General features: G+C 68.8%; 10 protein-coding genes. All 10 read right to left on the reverse strand.

Annotated elements, in window-relative coordinates:
* Positions 1-93 precede the first annotated feature (93 nt).
* A complete protein-coding gene (locus tag JMO03_RS07105) occupies positions 94-10,365 on the reverse strand; it encodes a PLxRFG domain-containing protein (RefSeq protein ID WP_202841938.1) in 10,272 nt (3,423 codons plus the stop codon).
* A complete protein-coding gene (locus tag JMO03_RS07110; protein WP_202841940.1) occupies positions 10,366-11,292 on the reverse strand; it encodes a hypothetical protein in 927 nt (308 codons plus the stop codon).
* A gap of 332 nt (positions 11,293-11,624) precedes the next feature.
* A complete protein-coding gene (locus JMO03_RS07115) occupies positions 11,625-13,514 on the reverse strand; it encodes a coiled-coil domain-containing protein (protein WP_202841942.1) in 1,890 nt (629 codons plus the stop codon).
* Between the two features lie 21 nt (positions 13,515-13,535).
* Entirely contained in the window at positions 13,536-15,014 is a 1,479-nt protein-coding gene (locus JMO03_RS07120; RefSeq protein WP_202841944.1) for a hypothetical protein, read from the reverse strand.
* 14 nt (positions 15,015-15,028) lie between these two features.
* Complete coding sequence (locus JMO03_RS07125) at positions 15,029-15,535, reverse strand: hypothetical protein (protein ID WP_202841946.1); 507 nt, start codon at positions 15,533-15,535, stop codon at positions 15,029-15,031.
* Positions 15,532-16,791, reverse strand: a complete 1,260-nt coding sequence (locus JMO03_RS07130) for a hypothetical protein (protein WP_238345976.1) — start codon at positions 16,789-16,791, stop codon at positions 15,532-15,534. Before JMO03_RS07130 ends, JMO03_RS07125 begins: the two co-directional genes overlap by 4 nt.
* Before the next feature lie 256 nt (positions 16,792-17,047).
* Positions 17,048-17,527, reverse strand: coding sequence for a hypothetical protein (locus tag JMO03_RS07135; RefSeq protein WP_202841951.1), 480 nt, complete (start codon positions 17,525-17,527; stop codon positions 17,048-17,050).
* Between the two features lie 3 nt (positions 17,528-17,530).
* Positions 17,531-18,010, reverse strand: a complete 480-nt coding sequence (locus JMO03_RS07140; RefSeq protein ID WP_202841953.1) for a hypothetical protein — start codon at positions 18,008-18,010, stop codon at positions 17,531-17,533.
* A gap of 8 nt (positions 18,011-18,018) precedes the next feature.
* Complete coding sequence (locus JMO03_RS07145; RefSeq protein ID WP_202841955.1) at positions 18,019-19,932, reverse strand: hypothetical protein; 1,914 nt, start codon at positions 19,930-19,932, stop codon at positions 18,019-18,021.
* On the reverse strand, positions 19,929-20,543 hold the full coding sequence (locus JMO03_RS07150; protein ID WP_202841957.1) for a hypothetical protein: 615 nt from the start codon (positions 20,541-20,543) through the stop codon (positions 19,929-19,931). The genes JMO03_RS07145 and JMO03_RS07150 overlap by 4 nt, the downstream gene beginning before the upstream one ends.
* Between the last annotated feature and the right edge of the window lie 61 nt (positions 20,544-20,604).

The raw sequence follows: 20,604 nt of genomic DNA on the forward strand, positions 1-20,604 counted from the left end.
GGGCGGGGAAGTCGCGGTTCGCCACCATGCCCGAATACTCCACGAGCCGGTGTAGGGGAACGGTGCGCCGCCGTGTAGGGATTGTCCTACAGCCTATTCCACGCCGACCTGAGCACGAATCTTTGCCGCGATCTTCGGGTTCAGGACGATGCCGGCCTCGGCCTTCGCGCTGTAGCGCGCGCGCGACTGCATCGAGCGGCGGATCGACGCCGGGGTGATGCCGATTTCCGGGTGCGTCCGGTTGAACTTGCCGATCGCCTCCATCGTCTCGGCACGGCTCTCGGGGTCGTTGAGCCGGTAGGCCATGGCGAGCGCGTTCATCAGGTGCTGGCGCCTGTCGAGGATGTGCTGCTCGTAGTTCTTCAGGGAGCGGTTCGTTTCGTACTGCTGGGCCACCTTGGCCGGCGTGAAGCCCTGCAACTGCAGCAAGCTCTGCCAAAGGCTCGGCTCCGCCAGCAGCGGGTCGCCACGCAGGTTGTTGACGCCCTCGCGACCGTAGCGCGCGGCCTTCATCATGTCCTTCAAGGACTTCGGCAGCATCGTCTCGACGCCGCGCCAGACATGCCCCTCGTCGATCATGCCCTTGCCGACCAGCACGTTCTTCAGCACCCCGCCCATGGGCCCGGCGGCCTGCTCCAGCAGGTGGTAGTAGTAGCCGCGGCCGTCGAGCTCGCGATCGGCATCCCTGAACCACAACTCAGAAAGGCTGACGCGGCTGTGGATGTCGGCACCGGTGGCCGCGTTGGTCGGGCCGGTCAGCACCACCTCCGCCGCCTCTCGGCCGAGCATGTCGGACAGCCAGGCCCGGAACTCCGTCTCGGCATCCCACGGCTCGTCATCGCCGCCGAAGCTGGCCGCGACCGCGTTCAGCACACCCATGCTCAGCTTCACCATGGGCAGGCCCAGTACGCCGGCGAAGATGCTGGCCATGCCGAGCACGCCGGCGAGGTTGCGCCGCGCGATCTTGCGTACCTCCGGGTCCTGCCCCTTCGTCGCCTGCCACGTGGTGCGAGCCAGGAACCACGTCATGTTCAGGCTGTACTGCCGGAACATCAGTAGCACCTTCGCGGTGCCGCTCTGCATGAACCGGGCGCGGTTGGCATTGCTGTAGTCGAAATGGGTGTCGTAGATCGCGTCGGCCGCCGTCTTGATCGCCTGCTCGAAGCTCTCGCCGGCGGCCCGGGCCAGACGGAAAGCGGCCATGCTGGTTGCCTCGCGGTTCACCACTTCCGTCTTGTGGAAGCCCCAGCCGATGATCTCCATCGCCTTCGCCCACTTCGGGTTGTAGCCCACCATCCCGCCCTCGGCGATGCCCGCGAGGTTGTGCGCCTGGGTCTTGTCGATCGCGCCCATCTGCTGCAGCACTGCGTGAGCCTGGCGTTCCACCGGGTCGGTCAGCGTGTTCTGGATGTTGCCGACCGTGCGCACGGCCGCAGCGCCGGCGCGCAGCAGCTCGTTCATCGACTTGACCGCGCCGTAGCGCGCGGCGAGCCATGGGTACGACACCATGCCGGTCTGGCTCAGGTTGACCAGCGCCGCCGCGGGCGTGGCGCCCAGGTACCAGGCGAAGCCGAACGACGACACCAGGTTCGTGGTGTTGCTGTCCTGCGGGTTGTTGATCCACTCGTCCCGCTTGTTCAGCTCTTCGATGATGGCGTCGCCGGCGGCGATCTTGCGCGTGTCCGCGCCTTCCTCCCTGCGCGCCGCGTCCTGCTGGCGCTTCAGCAGGTCCAGCACGTTCTGCATCTTGTGGCCCCAGCGCAACCGCGCGAGCTGGTGCGAGCCGTGGTGCATCGCATGGGCGTAGGCACGGACCGCGTCGGGGTCGAAGCCGGGCACCACCTTGCGGTGGATCGAGTGCTTGCGCATCGACAACTCGGGCAGGGTCTGCAGGTAGATCTGGTAGATCTGGTCCTGCGTGGTGTCCGACACGCCGGCCTTCCGGAGCTGCTCGATCACGTCCGCGACGAAGCTGCCACTCGGCGCGTCCTTGGCCTTGCCCTTGGCCTTCATCCCCTGGGCGGTGATGCGGAAGCCGCGGCCCTTCAGGTTCTTCACCGCGCGATCGAGGGCCGACAGGCTGCGGAACATCAGGAACGTGTTGCTGTCGCCCTTCTCGGCGGCGACGAAGTAGCGACCGTCACGACTGAGCGGAAAGTACACGCCCTGCAGGCGCTGGGTTTCGAACTGCATCCGGATGGTGTTGATGAGCTTGCGCTTCAGGTTCTCCGGGGCATCGGTGTCGTTGATCCGGGCGACCAGTGCCTTCTCGACCTCGTCGGAACGCTCCGCGTACGAGTCCCGGAACTGGCGGTAGATGGCCTTCGCTTCCGGCGAGAGCTCGTTCCAGCGCTCCACCAGCGTCGGGTACTTCGTGCGGCGGACGCGTTCCCGGGACGGCATTTCGCGGATCCGCTTCGCCTCGGCCAGCATGTCCTTTTTGTTGTCGCCACCGCGGCCCAGCATCTGCTCGCGGATTGCGCGCAGCGCGTCCTTGACGTTCTTCTGGGTTGCCTCGTACACCTGGCCGCCGTACTGGAAGCTCAGCGGCTTGTAGCCCTCGGCCGGGTCGACACCGTCGATCGTCGCCTGGTGCATTAGGTCGAACAGCCGGCGCGCCTCGGCGCGGTGCTTGCCGGCCCACTTCCGCGCGCCCTCGGCGATCGCCTCGGCCTCGGTCGCCAACGTGTTGCGGTCGGCCTGCTGCCGCGCGAGGAAGTCGCTGTAGTGCTGGATGTTCTGGAAGTAGTCCGCGCCAAGCTCGGTCAGGTGCCTGGTCGTCAGGGCGCCCAGCCAGGTGCCGCGCAGCTCGTCCTTGATCTTCTTCGGGGTCGCATCTTTCAGGAACTGCTTCGCGCGCTCGAGCAGGCCCTCGCGGTGCGACTCAGCCATCACCGCATCGATGTCCTCGAGCACCTCGGCCGGCGCCTTCGAGAACAGAGGCCGCTCCGCGCCGGCAGCGCGCGCGACCGTCTCGGGTACCGCTACGCTCCAGCTCGGGCGCTCGCCCTCGATCGGGTCGTTCAGGACTACCTGCCCGCCGGTGCGCGCCGCGGCTTCGGTCGCCGCGCCCAGGTTCGTGAAATCCTTCGGCCGGCCGGTGCCGTTCACCATGTAGAAGCGCCGGCCGACCTCGAGGAACGTTTCGCCGCCCAGCTCGATCCGCCGATCGCCACGGCCGTCCATCTGGACCTGCGCCGGTGGCTGCGAGAACGCCAGCGCGGCCGTCGCAGCGCGCGACTCGGCCTGCGGGCGCCCGGCACGAAGGAAGCTGTCCGCGGCGCCCAGGAGCGCGCGCACGTCGCCGTCGGTCCACTTCAGCGACGGCATGATCTTGCGCAGGTAGGCGCGCACGGCGGCGACCACGCGCGCCAGCAGGCCGTTCTGTGCGCCCTGCTCGGCCATGACCGCGATCGTCTCCCGGGCGAACGTCTCCGGGTCGAGCTGGCCATAGCGCTGGTGCACGCTGCGCATCGCGCGCTTCAGGCTTTCGGCGCCGGTGCCGTTGCGGTCGTGATTGCCGATCGACGAGACGATGCCGGTCCACTGTTCCGGGTCCAGGATGCTCTCTACGCCGTAGTGACCCACCGCCTCGTGCGCCAAGACCTCGGCCAGGCGCCTCTCCGTCGCGATCGCGCCGACGTTGACCCAGATCGTCTGGCGACCACCCCAGACCCCTTCCCCGCGGCGGTAGTCCGGGTCGACCTTGGCGAACTCGGGGAAGCCTTCGGCATCCTCCACCAGCACCACGTTGGGCGCGTTGTCGCCCCACTTCCCGGTGAGCTCGGCCTTGACCTTCATCGCGCGGTCGAACGTGAGCGTTCCCGCCTCGGCGCCCGCCGCCATCGAGAAGAGGCGCACCTGCCCCTCGGCGGTGTCCTCTGTCTTGATTTCGCCCAGCAGGGTGTCGAATCCCTCGTTGATCCGCTGCCGCTCGGCGCCCCGCGGGTACTGGTCGCCCTTCAGCAGCCCCGCCTCCTTCAGCGCCTTCGCAGCCGCCTCGCTCGGCTGGGGCCAGGTCAGGTAGTCGCTGCGGCGCTTGCCGCTGGCCAGCCGGTCGATGACATAGCTCTCGAACGCACGGGCGAACAGCTCCCACGGCGTGGTCCAATACCGCTCACCGGTGCCTCGCTGCGCCGACTTGCTCTCCAGCGCGACCGCTTCCTTCAGGTATTCGCTGCGAACCTCGCCCGTCTGGGGGACGTGGTCCTCGCGCTGCGCCGCCTGCTGGGCTTGGTATGCAAGCAACCCGGCGCGGCCGTCGGCTTCCAGGAGGTTGGGCAGCATGTAATCCATGGCCGCGCCGTGCTCGCGCAGCAACCCAAGCATCTGGCCAGCCACCTGCGACACTTCCTCGTCGACCCGGGTACGCGGCTTCAGTCCCTTCACCTTGCGGCCCGTCGGCACGTGTCCTTCGCCTTGGTCGCCGGCGCGCAGGCGCGCGGCCAAGTCATCGAAGTTGGCCAACGCCTCCGCATCGCTTTCCGGGATCTGCTTCCGCAGCGTTTCGAGTGCTCGATTCAGGCCAGCCCGGATCTGCTTGTCCGCGCGCTCCTGGCGCTCCGCGATTTCCTCCGCGGTCTGCGGGCGCTTCTCCATCGAGTTGACGATCGAGCGCACGGCCCGCGCGATTTCGGGCCGAACGCCCAGTTCGGCGCGCGTGTCTTTGCTGACCTGAGTCAGGTACGGGCGCTCTGCTCGTGCCGCGGCCTCGCCTGCCTGCACGGCGAAGTAGTGATCGAGCGCGTGCGCCCACTCGTGCGCGATCCCGCCAGCACCATTGGTGCGGGTCAGGTTGATTTCGTTGACCCCGGGCACGAAGTGCGCGGCTCCGCGCCCGCCGCTGCCCTGGGCGCCGAAGGCGAGTCCGAGCTTGCCCTCGAGGCTGATTGCTTTCGGCGGCAAGCCGGTGATTTCGGACAGGTCGAGCAGTGCGTCGTAAGCGTGATTCAGGTGGAGCTGGCGCTCGCGCCGCTTCGCCGCACTCTCGCCCTTCATCCAATTCCCGAAGTTCACGCCGCGGAAGCCGAACGCCTCCATCAGGCGCTCGCTGGTGATGTCCTCGTCGGGGCGCCGGTGCGCGGGGCCGACGCGCTTCGCTTGCTCCACAGCGCGCGCCTCGACGGCCATGGTGGTGTCGCCGGCCTTCCGGCTCTGCTCGTAGTGCGCCTTCGCCGTGGCCTCGGCCGCCTCGCGCGTCGGCAGGTCGCGCTCGATGGTCCGCCCAGCGCGCGCCACGGCGAACCCGCTGCCGTACTGGCGAATCTTGTAGATCCGCTGCCAAGCCTCCTGCGGCGTCGGCCAGCCCTCGCCGACCGCCTTGATCGCGGCGCTGAACTCGTCGATCCCGAGCTGGAGCGCGCCAACCAGCCTGTTGCCCCCGACCAGGTTGGCGGCCGCGTTGTTCTCGTTGGTGCTGCCGGCGGTTCGCCAGCGGCTGCTGCTGCCGTCCGGCATCGGGAAAACAGCATCGAGCAGGGTGGCGTCCTGCTTGACCATGCTCGTGATCGCGACGGTGCGCCCGGTCATCGCGGCCGCGCGGGCTACCACCGCATTCAGCGCCGCCCCGACCTTCTCGGAGTCGCGCACGAAATCGAACACGGCATCGCGCACCTTCGCGACCGTGTCGATGTAGGCCTGAAGCTGCTGGTCGGTCGGCACGCCGCGTACCTGCGGCTTGGTGGCCAGCTTGTCGTACACCTGCTTGACCAGGTGCGCGAACTCGGGGCGCAGCCCATCGGCGATCAACTGTTCGTAGTCCGGGCGCGGCCAGACCTTCGACTTCACGACCTCCTTCACCTTCAGGGTGTCGTTCAGCCCTTCGACGTCGGACCATTGCAGCCCGGCGCCAGTGCGGTTGCGCCGGTTGTACCAGAGCTCCTGGCCGGCGTCCTCGGTAGCGGTGGAAGCAGCAGCCTCGCCAGCGGGCGAGGCGGCGGGGTCTAGAACACCCTGACCTTGCTCAGGTCCGCCTTCTGCAGGCGCATCTCGTCCTCGTCCAGGGTCTGCCTCGAGTGCTCGAACTTCGGCTCGAGCTGGTGGCTCGGCGCGCGCGACGGCTCGGTATTCGGCTTCGTCGATGCGGCCTTCGGCGTATTCGGTGTCGAGGATTTCATGGAGCTTCTCCTTCAGGCCATTGTATTCCTGAACGGGCAACGCGTCCACTTTCCGGCCAGCGCGCGCCGTGTTGTCGTACAGGATGAAGTCCACCCGGCTGTCGCCGGCGTACTGCTTCTGCAGCTCCTGGATGGCCTTGTAGGCGCCCTCGTGGGTACGCGTGAAGGCGGTCAGGTTCACGAACCGGCCGATGCCCTGCCCGCGCTTGATCGACTCGCGGAACGCGTCGACCGGTTCCCGGAACACGAACCGGTAGCGCACGCCGCGCCCGCTGGCCAGCACCAGGTCGATGTTGCGCTTCGCCGAAGCGGCGTCGTACATGGTCGAGTCGTAGACGATGCCGCGCTCCGGCCGCATCGTGGACTTGCCGGAGCTGGTGCCACCTGCCATCAGCACCACAACCCGCTCCCCGTCGACCGGGGCTTCCTTCAGCCGTTCCGCGAACGCGTTGAACGCGATCTTGCTCGCCTGGCTGCCGACCTTCTCGTTGTTGTCCCGACGCGCCTCGTTGCTGGCGTTGTACTCGGGGAACAGCTCCTTCGCGAGGTCGGCGTTGTAGTAGTCGGGGTTGCCTGCCAGATCGGTGGCCAGCGCGCGGTACCGCTGCGTGTCCTCCGATGCAGCTTGCTCAGGCTCGACGCGTGCTGCCTGCCCTTCGATGACGTTGGGATCCGGCAGCGCCGCGCCCGCCGGCGGGGTGTAGACCGGCGTCGGGTCGTCGCGGCGGTTGCGCCACTCCGCGATGTTGCCCTCGTAGACCTCGCCCTTGGGGCCGATCCAGCCGACCGCGCGCCCGGCCTGGTCGATCAGCTCGACGACCGACATGCCGCCAACGTCGACGGCGGAGCGCAGCTCGCGGAACTTGGCCGATGCGTCCTCGTAGGAGTCCACCGGGTACTCGTTGCCGTCCATGCGAACGGACAGCGGCGGGCGGGCGACCTCGAGGGTGGTGCCCTTCGCCGGCGCGCGCGACACCCGATGGATGCCCACCCACCCGGTTCCGCGGCCGTCCGGCTTCGCGTCGTCCTGCGCCACCTTGAACGCGGTGCCCTGGTACACCGGGGCCGCGTTGGCCTCGATCTCCATGACCGTCGCCTCGTACTGCCCGCGGCGATCGTCCTGCACCACCACCCGCTCGCCCACGCGGATCCCGTTCGGGCCTTCGTTGACGAGCTGCCGCTTCGGCGCGTCGAGTTTCGGCTCGGTTCGGCCTTCAACTGACGTAGCCTTGTGCGCGCCGGCGGGCTTGGTCAGCTTGCCGGCTGGCTTCCGCGTCAGCTTCGGGTCGCGCACCCAGGCCTTGAACTCGTCCTGCGACATCTGCTTGATGCCGCCCAGGCCGGTCCAGCCCTTGCTGTAGTTGCGCTGATAGGTCGCGCGGGCCTCGGCCTCGTCGGCGGCCCCCATCACCACCTTGTGCTCGTCGAAGCTGCCGTCCTTGTTCACCTGGTCGACGATGAACACCGGACGCGCGGGATCCTGCGCGTTCTCGGTCATAAACACGTCCACGTGGTCCTTGTCCCTCCCGACGGTGCCCTTGATGTAGCCGTAATGGTCCTTCAGCGGCGGCCAATCCGGGTTGCGCCTGCTGCCGGCGGGGTTCTCGATGCTGATGTCGTGGCCGTTGAGCCGGACGTGGCCCTTCCGGTAGTTGCCCGCCTCCTGCCCGTCGGTCGGTGTCGGCAGGTCGTTCTTCGGGCTGGTCGCGGCCTCGTTTGCACGCGCGGCGATCTGCTCGGCCGGCGCGGCGGCAGGCTTCCGGCGCAGCACGAAACCGCGATCGTCTCCGAGCGGTGACACGTCGTGCGTGTCGGCGTGGCCTTGCTTGGTCGCGTAGGCCTTGGCCGCGGCCTCGGTCTTGAACGCACCGCCATCCCTGTTCGTGACCACCTCGAAAAGCGGGTTGTCCGCCTCGGCTGCCAGTTGCTGCGTCCGCTGCTCGCCCGTCGTGTCGATGTTTCCCCGAACGATCACGGCGTTGGGGCCGGTCTTGCGGGTGCCGTTCTTGTTGTACAGGCGCAGGTTCTGACGATCGCCGCTCAGGTCTGCTTGGCGAACGCGATGCGTCACGCCATAGCGGTCCTTCACTTCGACCAGGGCATCCGCCTCGGTTTGCGCGGCGTCAGCCACCGGCGTAGCCTGCGCCGATGCACCAGAAACAGCCGCAGGCGACTGTGACGTTTGACCCTCCGAAGCCAGAGTACCGGGGGGCGGCGGCGCTGCGCGTGCCTGGGCAGTCGGCGCCTGTTCGGCTGGCGTCGATTCGATTTCACCCGCCGCTGCAGGTGCTTCCTGAAGAGACGGTGGAGCAGGCCCTTGTTCGGCAGCCGCACGTCCAAGTTCAGGCCGAGCCGTAGGCGCTTGCACCGGCTGTTCACCCTGAGCGCTGGTAGCATCCGCCGCTGAAACCCCCGGAGCCTGCGCCAGTGCGCCTCCCTCCCCTCCACCTGCCGCCGCTTCACGATCAGCCGGTGCTGTCGCCAGCGCAGCGGGCGCTGCTGGCTGCGCATCTGCGTCGGAAGGCGCGGCCGCGGCGTCGGCCGCCGGCGAAGCGTCGGACCCAGTAGCGGCTGGTGCTCCGAGCCGGCGGCTGTTGCCCGCCGCGGCGTTCATTTCGTCCAGTGCGCGGTTGCGCAGCGCGCGCGCGGTGTCCTTGCTGACGTTGAACGTCGACGCGATCGCGGTGACGCCCGCGGGCTTGTTCTTGTTCTGGGCGGCCTGCGCCTTCAGCGCGCGCACGATCGCGGCAGGCTGCTGGTGGTCGGCAGCCAGTGGCCAGCGCTCGGCGTCGATGCCCAGTTCCTCGCCCGTCTCCTGGTCGAGGTTGATCGGCGTCGGCGCGCCCAGGTCGGTGTCCTCGCCGGTGGACACGTCCCGTTCCTCGAACGCGGCATTGCCCGTCTCGTCCGAGCGCGGCAGCGGCGCTGGTGCTGGTGCTGGTGCTGCAGCGGCCGGCATGTCCGGCATCGTGTTCGCGGCGTCGGACAGCGAGCCAGGCCGGGCGATCGGATAGCGCGGGGCGGTCGGAGCGTTCGGCGCCGCGGCCGGATGCTGTGCGCGCGCGGCGTTGACGTCCGGGGTCAGGCCCATGTCGGCGCGGCTGCTGACGAGGTCCGCATCCACCGCCTGGGCGCGCTCGTCCTTGAGCTGCTGGCGCCGGAAGATTTCCGACTCGTGCGCGGCCTTGCCGTCCGGGCGGACGCGGATCACTGGCGCCGGCAGCGCCAGCGGCTGGCCCTGCGCCGCGCTGGCCGCGGCCGGATCCTCAACAGCGCGCGCAGCGTCCTCGAGCGTGCCGGGCACCGGGATTTGCGGGCGCGCGATCGCGGCCGAGAATCCGCCCACGGGCCCGCCCATGGCGCCACCTGCCAGCAGGCCGGTCGCGGCCGCTTCGGGCACGCCCTCGCCCAGCGGCCGATCGAGCGCGAAGTTCTGCCACGCCTGTTCCTGGATGGACTGCGGCAGTTCCTCGAACACGCCCTCGGACACCGCGCCAGCGGCAGTGCCGCGCGCCGCGCGCATCGCGGTAGATCCCGGGCGCTGGATCAGCGGCGCCCCACCGCCGGCGGCGAGCACGTCGACGTCGGCGATGCCGAGCTTGCGCGCGAGGCCACCGCCGGCAGCGCCGAACGCGGCGGTACCGATGCCGGAGCCGACCGCGGCAGCCATCTGGCGCGCGGTGAGGTCGCCGTCCTGGGACTGTTGGCGGATGCTCTCGGCCGACTGGCCAGCGCCGATGGTGCCCTCGCCGATCGCACCGGCAGCGATGCCGCCGACGGCAGGCACCACGCGGCGCACGGCCTGGCCGATCGCGCCACCGCCGAGCATGGACGGCAGGGACTCGACCACGGTGCCCGCGATCGTGCTCGGGTTCTGGATCATCGCCTTGGCGGTACCGACGAACCCCTCGGCCTCCTGCACGCGCTGCTGCGCTTCCTTGCGCTCCGGCGAATACAGCTCGCCGATCATGCCCTTCGCGGTTTCAGGGTCGAAGCCGACCGCGTCCATCAGCTTGCCGGTGTTGCCACCGGTCGCGAGGTTGGACAAGCCGGCGACGGCCTCGCCCACGCCCACCACGCCGCGGCCGATGTCGACGGCGGAGTCGCCGAGCACGCGGCGCACGGCGCTCGACTTCGGGCGCTGGATCGGCGCGGCCGGCTGCGGTGGCGCCGCATTCGGCGCGGAAAACTCGCTCCACGGACCATCGGCTGCAGGTGCACCCGCGAAGTCCTTCCAGGGCTCGGCCATTTACTTGATCCTCTCCCACGAAGCGCGGTTCGACGGGTCCCCACCCTTGAACCTGTAGCCGGCGCGTTCGGTCCCCACCGGGATGGATGCGCCTCCAGCCGGCTGCTGCTGCGCGAACAGCGTACCGAACATCGGATCGGATCGGAGCGCCTGCTGCTGCAGGACCTTCTCTTCGGGCGTGCCCAGGCCTTCGTTGATCGCGCGCGACTGTTCGCTGTAGGCCTCGAGCAACGCGGCCGGCGTGATCTGCCCGGCCAGCGGCGGCTGCGCGAGCTGCACGCCAGCGCCGTCGGCACCGGTCACCGGCGCAGCCGTGGTGCCGCTGATGGACAGCAGATTGCCGGAAGCGTCCGCCTGCAGCGTCGGGCGTGCGATGTCGGCGGCCAGCGCCTGGCGCCGGTAGCCGTCGTCGGCGTTGAACATGCTCGCGTCGATCTGCCGGCGCGCAGCGCCTTCAGCCGCGAACCCCTCGCCCACTGCCCCCTGCTGCAACGTCGCGTTGCCGGCGGCCTGGCCCTGCGCGCTCGCCGCGTTGCGCGCGCCGAGCTGTCCCGCGATCGCTTCGCCAACGAGCCTGCGAGCCTGCGGGCTGCCCTTGTGGAAGTAGCTGCCCTGGCTGTTCTCCAAGCGCCGCAGGATTTCGGCGTCGGCGCTCATCGGGTTCAGGATCGAAGCGGCATCGGCGCGCGCGGTCTGCGTCTGTCCGCGCTGGCCTTCCAGCGCGCGCGCGGTCGCCTGCTGCACCAGCGGTGCGTTGCTCGGTGGCGCGGCCACGTTCGCGGGCTGCAGCAACGGCGGTTGCGCGACCGCCGGCGTGGCAGCCGCGGCCGGCGCGGGCTGGATCCGGCGCGTCACGCCGTTGGCCCCGGTAAACGTGTTCGTGTCGCCGGGCGCGACCGTCGCCACGTTGGCGAACGACGGGCGCACAGGCGCCGCAGGTTGCGCGGCTGCCGGTGCCGGTCCGATTGCAGGCGTGGGCGACGCGGGGCTCGCCAGCGGCGTTGGGAGCGCGCTGGCGGCCGCTGCAGGGCGTGCGGGCGCCGCCGGCGCGGCGGGCCGTGGAGCGGACGCAGGCGCGCCCATGCCCACGTTGACCGGCGCCGCGGGCGGAGCCGATGGTCGCGCCACCTGGAAGTCGCCGCGCAGCGCGCGTGCCGCGAGGGATGGCTGACGCGGCGCGGCGAAGTCCGCCGGGTACTCGCCCGTGAATCCGAACGGCTTACGCTTTTTCTGTTCGTCTGCCATGGTCCTGCCCTCGGTTAGATACCTGCGTCGGCGATTTCGCCGGCGAAACTGAAGTTCGCCGAGCACGAGTTGCTGCGGCTCTTGGAGCTGCCCACGCTGGCGCTGTAGCCGACGGCGGACATGGTGCTGGCGGCGAGCTGGCTGGCCACGCGCGCCTTCGCCTCGGCGATCGCGATGGACTGGTCGATCAGCCCCTTGAACTGGGCGATCATCTGCTGGCCATAGGCCAGCCGCCCCTCGAGCTCGGCCTTCGCGCGCTCGAGGCCAAGCTGGTAGGACCGGTCAGTCGCCGCGGACGCGGCCTGCTCGACCGACGCGTCGGCCACGTACAGCCGCGTCTTGGCGTCCTCGCGCGACGCCACTGCCGCCAGCCGCGCCCGCTCGGCATCCAGGAACGCGGAGAAGCGGCGGATCCGACTGTCGAAGGCCTGGAGCTGCTGGCCATGCTGCTGGATGCGCAACCGCTCCTGCTCGATCTGCTGGTTGTTCGTGGTCGCCCAGGCGTCGACCTTCTTCATGCGGCCGTCCATCAGGGTGCGGAACACGTCGGCGCGTTTGCCCTCGGCCTCGATGCCGGCTCCCCATGCCTGCATTTCGGCCACGTGTGCGCGCCAGCGACTGTCGTAGGCGTCGACCTGGGCCTTGAACCGCTCCACCACGTTGCGGTCGACCTCGGTCTGCACCTTCACCGCGTTCACGCGTTCCCGGTAGAAGTCGGCCATCACGCCGAGGCCGCGCAGCAGGCCCTCGTACAGGCGCACGCGCTGTTCGTTGACCTGGCCCTTCGCCAGCTCGCCCTCGATCTGGGCCCGGTACAGCTCGATGGTGGCCATCGACGCGCGGATGCGCGCCTCGAGCACCTGCGCGTCGGTCGCGTAGGCCTGCTGCCGGGCGTTGAACACGCTCAGCCGGACGTTCAGGACTGCGATCGCGGACTCGCGCAGGAACGTTGCCGCCTGCAGGGCGTTGCGGTTGTCCTCGATGTGGAGCTGGATGAACACGCCCTCGAGCGCGGCCCCCTGCACGATCGCGAAGCGCAGGTTGGCCAGCGTTTCCTCGTACTGCTTGATGACCGCGTCGCGGTTGAACTCGGCGATGCGGTTCTGCCCACCCTGGCGGATCTCGAGCAGGCGCGCGGACAGCATGCCGGCCGGCTCGGAGAAGCCGCGGTTGGCGAACTCGGCGTAGGCCTGGTCGACCTCGCGCTGCGTCTCGACCTCGGCGCGGCTGCGCCCCTTCTGGAAGATCGCCGATTCGATGTGCTCCGGCAGTGCAGGGTTCGACTGCAGCATCGGGTCCAGCGCGGCGACCAGGCGGTCGAGCATCACGCTCTCGTAGGCCTGCGGGTCGAACGCCCACGTCTCGGCGAACGGCGGCTCCACCCAGACCGGGCGCTCACCCTCGAACTCCGGCAGTTCCAGCGTCGGGACGGTCGGCAGGTTCAGGCTCTCGAACGTCGGCACCGGTGGCAGCTCGTAGTCCGGCTCGATCGGCATTTCGATGTAATCGGGCGGCGGCGGCGCGATCGGTAGCGCAATGTTCGGCGTGTTCGGACGCGGCCCGTAGGTGAGCACCGGTTCGGGCAAGTCCAGATCCGGCGCGGTGGTGAAGGTGAGCGGGTTTCCGACAAAGCCCGGTGCAGCCCCCGGATCCGGGGGCTGCTGGAGGGTGAAGTCGGTTGTGTCGAGCGTCGGTCGTCGAGGTCGGATGAACGGCGCCAGCGACTGGTCGAAATCGAAGCTGACCGTGTAGTCGTAGGGCGACAGCGGGATGTCACTCAGGTCGTTGAGCGCATTGATCGCGGTGTTGTACGTCTGCGTGCCACGGTTCATGAACAGCGTGTGCGCGTTGTCCACAAGGATCGCGGCAAGGTCGCCGGACAGATCGGGGCACCAGGTCGCCATTGTTCTGGATCTCCGAAGGGATCAGCCGCGCGTGCGGCGGTCGAGGTAGAGGGGGCGAAACTCGATGCTGCTCAGGTCGAAGTTCGCGCCATCGACGTTCTCGATGACGAAGTCGAAGTCGACGGCCCGCAGGCCTCGCCCGACCTTGAAGCGGTTCTCGCGCTTGCTGCCAGCCGCACGCGGCGACAACCGGTAGATCGCGGCCTCGCGCTCCCCGCTTTCCTCGTCGGCGCGCACCACCCATAGCAGCAGCGTGCCGTCGCTGGTGTAGCCGACGAAGGCCTCCGGGATGCGCTTCAGGCGCCGGCTGCCCAGCGCGTCCAGGCCAAGGCGGATCCGCGCGTCGATCGGTGTGCCGTTGTCGGTATCGGCATCGAGCCAGTGCAGGCCGTCGCTGGCGCACCCGACGTAGCGCCCGCCGAGCTGGCCGAAGCTGTTGAACGGGTACTGCGTGTACCGGCTCATCGCCTTGGTCTGCGTGTTCATGACCCAGGCGATGTACTCGCCGTTGTCGATCGACAGGGTCATCGAGAAGCCGATGGAGTCGCGAATCAGCGCGACCAGCTCGGCGGCGTGACTCAGGTCGACGCCCAGCAGCAGCCGCTCCTGCACCAGGATGGTCGCAGTGTGCGTTCCAGTCGCCGGCGCGGACAGAAACACTCGGTCCAGCAGCCGCGCGAACGCGGTGTAGAGCGATTCGATGTGGCTGCTCAGCAGCAGCGTCTCGGCGGCCTGGCCGTGGTGATAGGCCTCCACCAGGGCGTTGAACACCAGCCCGTCGACCAAGGCGGCGATCGCTTCCGGCAGGTTGCGCGCCTGCCCCGACAGGATCAGCCGTTCCAGCGCGCGCGCGATCGCCAGCGACTGCGTCTCGATCGAGGTGCCCAGCAGCACAACGTCCGCGGCGACCGCATAGATCAGCCAGTTCGGGTCATCGCCCAGGGCAATGGCGTCGGCGATGGTGACTTCGCCCTCGAACACCCCACGCCGCACCTCAAGTAGCGCTAGCACCTCGCGCAGACGGACGGTCGGACGCGTGCGCACGGTTTCACCGAGCACGATGCCATCGAATATCTGCTGGAACAGGATCCCGCCGTAGGCGACCATCAGGGGGGCAGGCTCGGTGAAGAACCCGTAAGCCACCATTGGAGGCAGTTCGTACGCCGAGCCCCGGTATCCAACACTGCCGCCGGCTACGCCCAGCATGTCGATCCCGAACGCGGCCCCTCTGAACCCTGTGCCGCCATCCGCGATGCCTGGCTCGTAGACGAAGCCAGTCGCCTGCATCCGGTAGCCCGTGCTGCCCGCCGCCATCGGCGGCAGCTCTGGCACCACGTCGTCGTCCTCCTGGAAGAGCTCCGCGCTGCCGCCGTAGCCGGTCACCCCCGCGGCAACGCCGAACTCAAGCCCCAGGCCGTAGCCGCCTCCGGTGAAGCCAGACCTGCCGGCGACGTTGCCCTCGGTAACGACTGCCGCTAGCTGTTCGAAAACGATGGGCACGGTCGGCTACTCGGTCAGGGTGCGGGCTCACAGCCCGTTTGCGAGACGCGGACCAGGTCGGTCCAGAAGCACGATGCAGGCGGCTCGGGTCCGCCCTCGGCCTCGATGTTCGGGGAGCCGGTGGTGAGCACGGCATAGGACAGACCAGACTCGGCCAGTGGGACGAACTCGCCGGTCGCGACACCGGTTTCGACCTCTAACGTCAACGCGAAATTGCCGAGCTGCGTTCCCCAGTCTGGTCCGCCGCCGACGCGGATCTCGACGTCGCTGCTGACGGCTCCACTGAAAATCGCGGCCGTCTGGTCTGTGCCGTTGGACAGATAGATCGTCGGCGTACCGGTGAATCCAGACTCCCCCCGCAGCAGCACGTTGTCGTAGAAGCCCGCGGTGTCAATGTCAGCGTCAACGACGCGGAAGGTGCGACCAGTGAAGCCGCTGACCTGCAGCCGGAAGTAGTTCGCGCCATCGTTGAAGGCGGCGAAGAGCACCGCGGCGGGATAGCCGACCGTTTGGATCCTCATGGCGCGCTGTCCCCCGTCGCGTACAGCGCCGTGCCGACCACGACCGGGCCCGTGCTGGAGACGCGCGACTGGTAGACGACCACGTCGTCGATCAGGTAGCTGACCGCACCACCGACGCGTCGAATCTCGTACTGCGCGGCCGCGACATGCGGCATCGGGCTGGAGACGGTCTTGCCCGCCTCCATCACCGCAACGCGGAACTGGCCGGCCGCGGTGGCGTGGAAGTAGAAGGCATGGGTAATGCGCGCGTAGGTGCCGACGTCGTCGCGCGAGCCAGCGAAGCCGAGGACCGTACCGACCCCATAGCCCTGGTCGAACACCACGTGCAGGTCCCCGTCGAGCTCGGCGACGCTGTTGCCTCCGGCGTCCCACTGGAAGGTGGACTCGAACTCGATGCGCGCCGGAATCTCGGGAATCTCGGGCACTGCGGGGATGTCGACGCACTCACCCGGCGGCAGCGCCACGACGACGTCGCGGACGCTGATGTTGAATTGCCCCGGGAGCGATGGGTCGTAGAGCGGCTCGCGCAGATTCACGTGTGGTGAATCGCTCACCCAGACGTGCTCGGAGCCTCCGGTAAGCCCGCGCAGGCGGAAGGTGGCGACACCCTGGGCGTTGGTGAGCGCGGTCGCGCTTGGACCGAAGGTACTGGTCGCGCCTCGTACTTCGGTCCGGCCGGCGCCGCTGCGCATCGCCAGCAGCAGGCCGACGATATTCTCGCCATCGGCGTACGCCACGTGCACCTTGACCTCGACGATGCTGCCGACCTCGACCTCTGCAGGTGCCTCGACCTTCCATCGCGGCTTCGGGCTCACCAGCAGGGTGAACTCCGTCAGGACCGGATACGGGATGGAATCGGATTCACGCCTGGTCACGAAATTGGTGCTGTAGAGCCCTACCCACTCCTGGCTGCCGACGACGTTGAAATCGCCGAAGAGCGGAATCGCGCCGATCGGTCGTCCCGTATCGGCTCGCACCATGTCGAACGTTCGGCTCAGCCCGGTCAGGATCTGTGACGGCTGGGGGTAGCTGCAGCCTTGCAGACCGACAATCTCGATGGCGCGCCGGATGGGGCCAAACACCTGCCCCTTGATGGTCCATCCGCGTATCACCTTGCCGGCCAGCGCCTCGATCGCTGCAGGCGTGCCGATGCGCCACAGGTTGATGCCGTTCACCAGCCTGCGGTCCTCGGACCAGTTGGTACCGTCGGGCGAGTACCAGCGCGTGGTGCCCATGGAGGCCTTCGTGGGCGCCATCGTCATACCCTCCGACAAACGGGTATGCCGCACATGTAGACCGGGCTCCCATCGGACTCGGTACCGACCACAATGCAGGCGCTGCTGCAGACCGTCGTGCCGCCGCCCCCGCCACTGCCGCCACCGCCACCCCCGCCGATGCCTCCATAGGACGGCGGGGGTGGCGAATAGGGCGGGGTGCAGATTGTGGTCGCGGGCACGCCTGGCCGGCCCGGCACGGGCGGGATGAAAACCGGCGCTGGCACCTTGCGCAGCATTACTGCAGTGGCACCAGGGAGTACGTGAACCCGGCCAGGCCAGTTTCGGCGGTGCCGTTGTCGGTCAGCGTATCGCTGGCCAGGCGCGCAACCGCAGTCGAGTTGGGCCCGCCTGCGGTGCACTGCAGGCGCGGCGTGTCGGCCGCCCCCTGCCCGTCGTCGCCAGGTGGACACCAGCGGATGAAGGTGGGCGCCAGCGAGGACTCAGCGGCTTGCGCGCCGGAGAAGCTGATGAGTCCGCGCCACGACTCACTGGGGTTCTTCGCAATGGAATGGTCGTCGGGGACGTCGAAGGTGAGACCGGTGGTGCCGTCGCCCGACTCGGTCAGGATGGACAGCAGCGTGTGGTCATTGACCATGTCGAGGGCGTCGCCCGCGCCGGCAGGCAGGGGGCCGGAGAACACGTAGCCGAAGCTACCATCGAGCTCGGCCTTGAAGGCGTCGAGCATGGGTTCGGCAAGGCCGCGGGTCATGCGCATTTGTCACTCTCCAGGCAGCGGTGGCGTTGCGAGCCACCAGTAGTTGATGTCGATCGAGAAGTCGGCACTGATGCCGAGGGTTGGCAGGAAAAACTGGGCGTCGGTCAGGGCGCCGATCAGGTCAATCGCGCCGTCGATGCGTGGCAAGGACAGGCTCGATGTGCCGGGATCTGCGACGGGGCCGACCAGACGCGCCCAGCCGGCTATTCCGGTGGCGCTGCCGATCAGGCGCCACGCGTCTGTGAGGCGCTTCATCACCTGGCGGCCTGATGCGTCGAAGCGCAGCCCAGCCGTGGGGCTGCCGGGTGTCCAAACCGCGCCGTTGCGCGTGATATGCCCGATCAGGTCCCCGGTCACTGGCAGGTCCGCGCTGGTCGGCTGCGTACCGGTGCGGACCTCGAAGCAGCCCCCATCGAAGATGGAAGCGAAGGAAGCGCCAGCGTTGCGGCGCGCGAGGTAGCCGGTGGACAAGCGAACGGACATGGGTGCTCCTACGCCGCGCGGCGCCGCGCGCCGAGCAGCCAGACGGGGTGGTAGCGCGCGTCGTTGCCGAGAATGGTGTTCTCGGTGGTGTCCTCGCCGGGCACCCCGGTCACAGCGCCGAGCGACGAACCGGTGATGTAGTCGAGCTTGATCCGGCGGCCATTGATCCCGCCGTTGGTGCTGTAGCTCAGGACGCTGTAGCCCTTGTACGTCGCGAAGCCCGGCAACGTGGTGTGGCCCAGACCGTCCACCTGGGTGTTCGCGCCGGTGTTGCGCGCGACCGCGGCCTTGCTCTGCAGGTTGCTCCATGCGCCAGCAGCAAACGCGAAACGCGTCTGGCCGGCCGTGGCCGAGATCCGGAACGGCAGCCAGTAGTGTGCGTGGAGCAGCGACACCTGGGCGTTGTGCACGCCCCCGGGCCAGCCCCCGTCGACCGCCCCGTACGCGTTCAGGTGGGCAAGCGCCAGCGGCGCTACAGCGCGCGTGGCCGTCTCGTTGAGCATGAAGCGCACCGCGTCGTAGCTGCCGAGGGTCACCACTGCAGTGGCGTCGCCCCAAGCCACCTGCTCGGTGCCGTTGCTGCACAGCCTGAAGCTCAGGTCGAACATCCACTCGCCGGCCTGGATCGAGTCGGCCAGCAGCAGCAAGGTGCCCGCGCGCAGGTCGGCCCAGACAATCTGACGACGGTCGTAGCGCAGGGTGTCAGGCGCCTCGGTGACTGCCATGGCCAGGTAGTCGTGCTCCCCGATCCGGTAGAACAGCGCGTTCTCGAACCCGTTGTAGGGCTTGCGCACGATCGCGAGAGTGGCCTCCCCGTCCTCGGCAATGACGGCCGGCGCGTTCGCGCTCAGGGACACTACTTCCGTGAGTAGCTCAGCCTCGGCGCCCTCGATCTCCAGCATGTGGCGCAGGTGCGACTCGCTGGGATAGATCACGCCGGCGCCGCGCTGGGTGAGCTCGAGCGCTGCCGGCGCGATGTGCGCAACCGCGGTGGTCACGTCCGGGCTGAAGTGCCACGGCGCGACGCCACGCGTGATGGTCCCGGCCCACAGTTCCTCGTGGCTGTTCCCGGGCACCGTGTATTGCATCGGGTCGGGCGTCGCCGGGTTGTGCACCAGCAGGAAGCGGCGAAGCGCGACCGAAATCGCACCGGCCGGCATGCTCGGAGACGACCACGAATCCGGCGACTGGCTCGCTGTCGCCGGCGGTGAATCGACGGAAATGTTCTCCGGCAGGTCGGCCAGGACCACGTACAGGTGCGTCTGCGTCATTGCGGCACCCAGCACCCAGCGCTCGACGAACGGCTCGTCGAGTTCGTTGGCGTAGGCCTCCACGTCCAGCAGCACCTGGCCCAGGTGAAACACGTGAACGCCGTACTGCGCGCGCGGCAGGCGCCAGTCGTCGTACCAGTAGCGGCTGCTCGGGCCGTACCAGCTCAGCCGCTCGCCTGTGCTCGGCCGGACCCAGTCGATGTTCCCGGCCAGCAGCAGCCCCTGCGGGAACATGCCGCCGTAGGTGCCCTTCTCGCCGGGGAAGGCCTCGAAGCCGTCGACGCCGGAGTCGTTGAAGAACGTCGTCCATGCCGGACGCAGTATCTGCTGCGGCCTGTCCGCGTCGATGCCCGCCGGCAGCGCCGTGGTGCGGGCCCAGACCACGAAGTCGTCGCGTACCACCGGGGGCGGGATGGTGGGGACCGGCGGCGCGGGCGTGATCGTGATGCGCGGGATCTCGCCATGCTTCTCGGCGGTGATGATCGTGCCGTCCTCGAGCTCGCGGTGCATCGCCAGCACGCCCAGCTCGTTGCGCGCCGCCTCTTCCATGACCTCGCCCAGCAGCTTCCTGCCGTCCGCGACGTACGGCGCCGCGGCTTGGCGGTCGCCGTTGACCCGGATGTGGGTCCAGTCGATGTAGCGAGCTGTCACGCGTCGGATTCGTCGATCGCGGCCAGGGCGTACTCGAGCGCCAGCTTGCCGCCGGCGGCCATGCCGGTCAGGTCGGCGTCGAACCTCGAGGCGGCGAACAGGATCCCGGTACCGGCCGACTTCGCCGACGCCTCGGCCAGCGCCGCGCCGCGCACGGTGTACGGGCCGCCCGCGGCGAAGGTGATGGTTGAGGCCGCCAGCGCCGCGGCGTTGGTCAAGTTCTGCGCGGTGGACGCCACGGTCGTCCATGGCCGGCGTGTCGACTCGGTGTAGGCGGTGAACTCCGTCGCGGCCGCCACCCAGGTCGCACCGGTCCACGTCGCCGGCGGCGCCACGTCGCCACTGAACGGAGCGATGTACAGCGCTGCCGACGTGGCGTGGCCCGGGATCAGGTTCAGCACCTTGTTCAGGCCCTCGTTGACCACCCGGTTGGGCTTGTCGAAGGTCCAGGGCAAGACGATGCCTTCCGGCGTCGTGTACTGGTGGGAGAACGCGCCGCCGATGAAGGCGCGGGCGCTGGCGATATACATGCTGCCGTCCTCGGCAATCTCGTGCGCATTCATGCGCAGCGCGCGGCGGACATCACGGATGAAGGCACCGATCAGGTTCATGTTGCTGCTCCAGTTGAGGGTTACCACTTGCCTTTTGGACAGCTCTCGCTGGCCAGCCGAA

Origin of the sequence: Luteimonas saliphila (genome assembly GCF_016774335.1) — a bacterium.
GTDB classification, from domain to species: Bacteria; Pseudomonadota; Gammaproteobacteria; order Xanthomonadales; family Xanthomonadaceae; genus Luteimonas; species Luteimonas saliphila.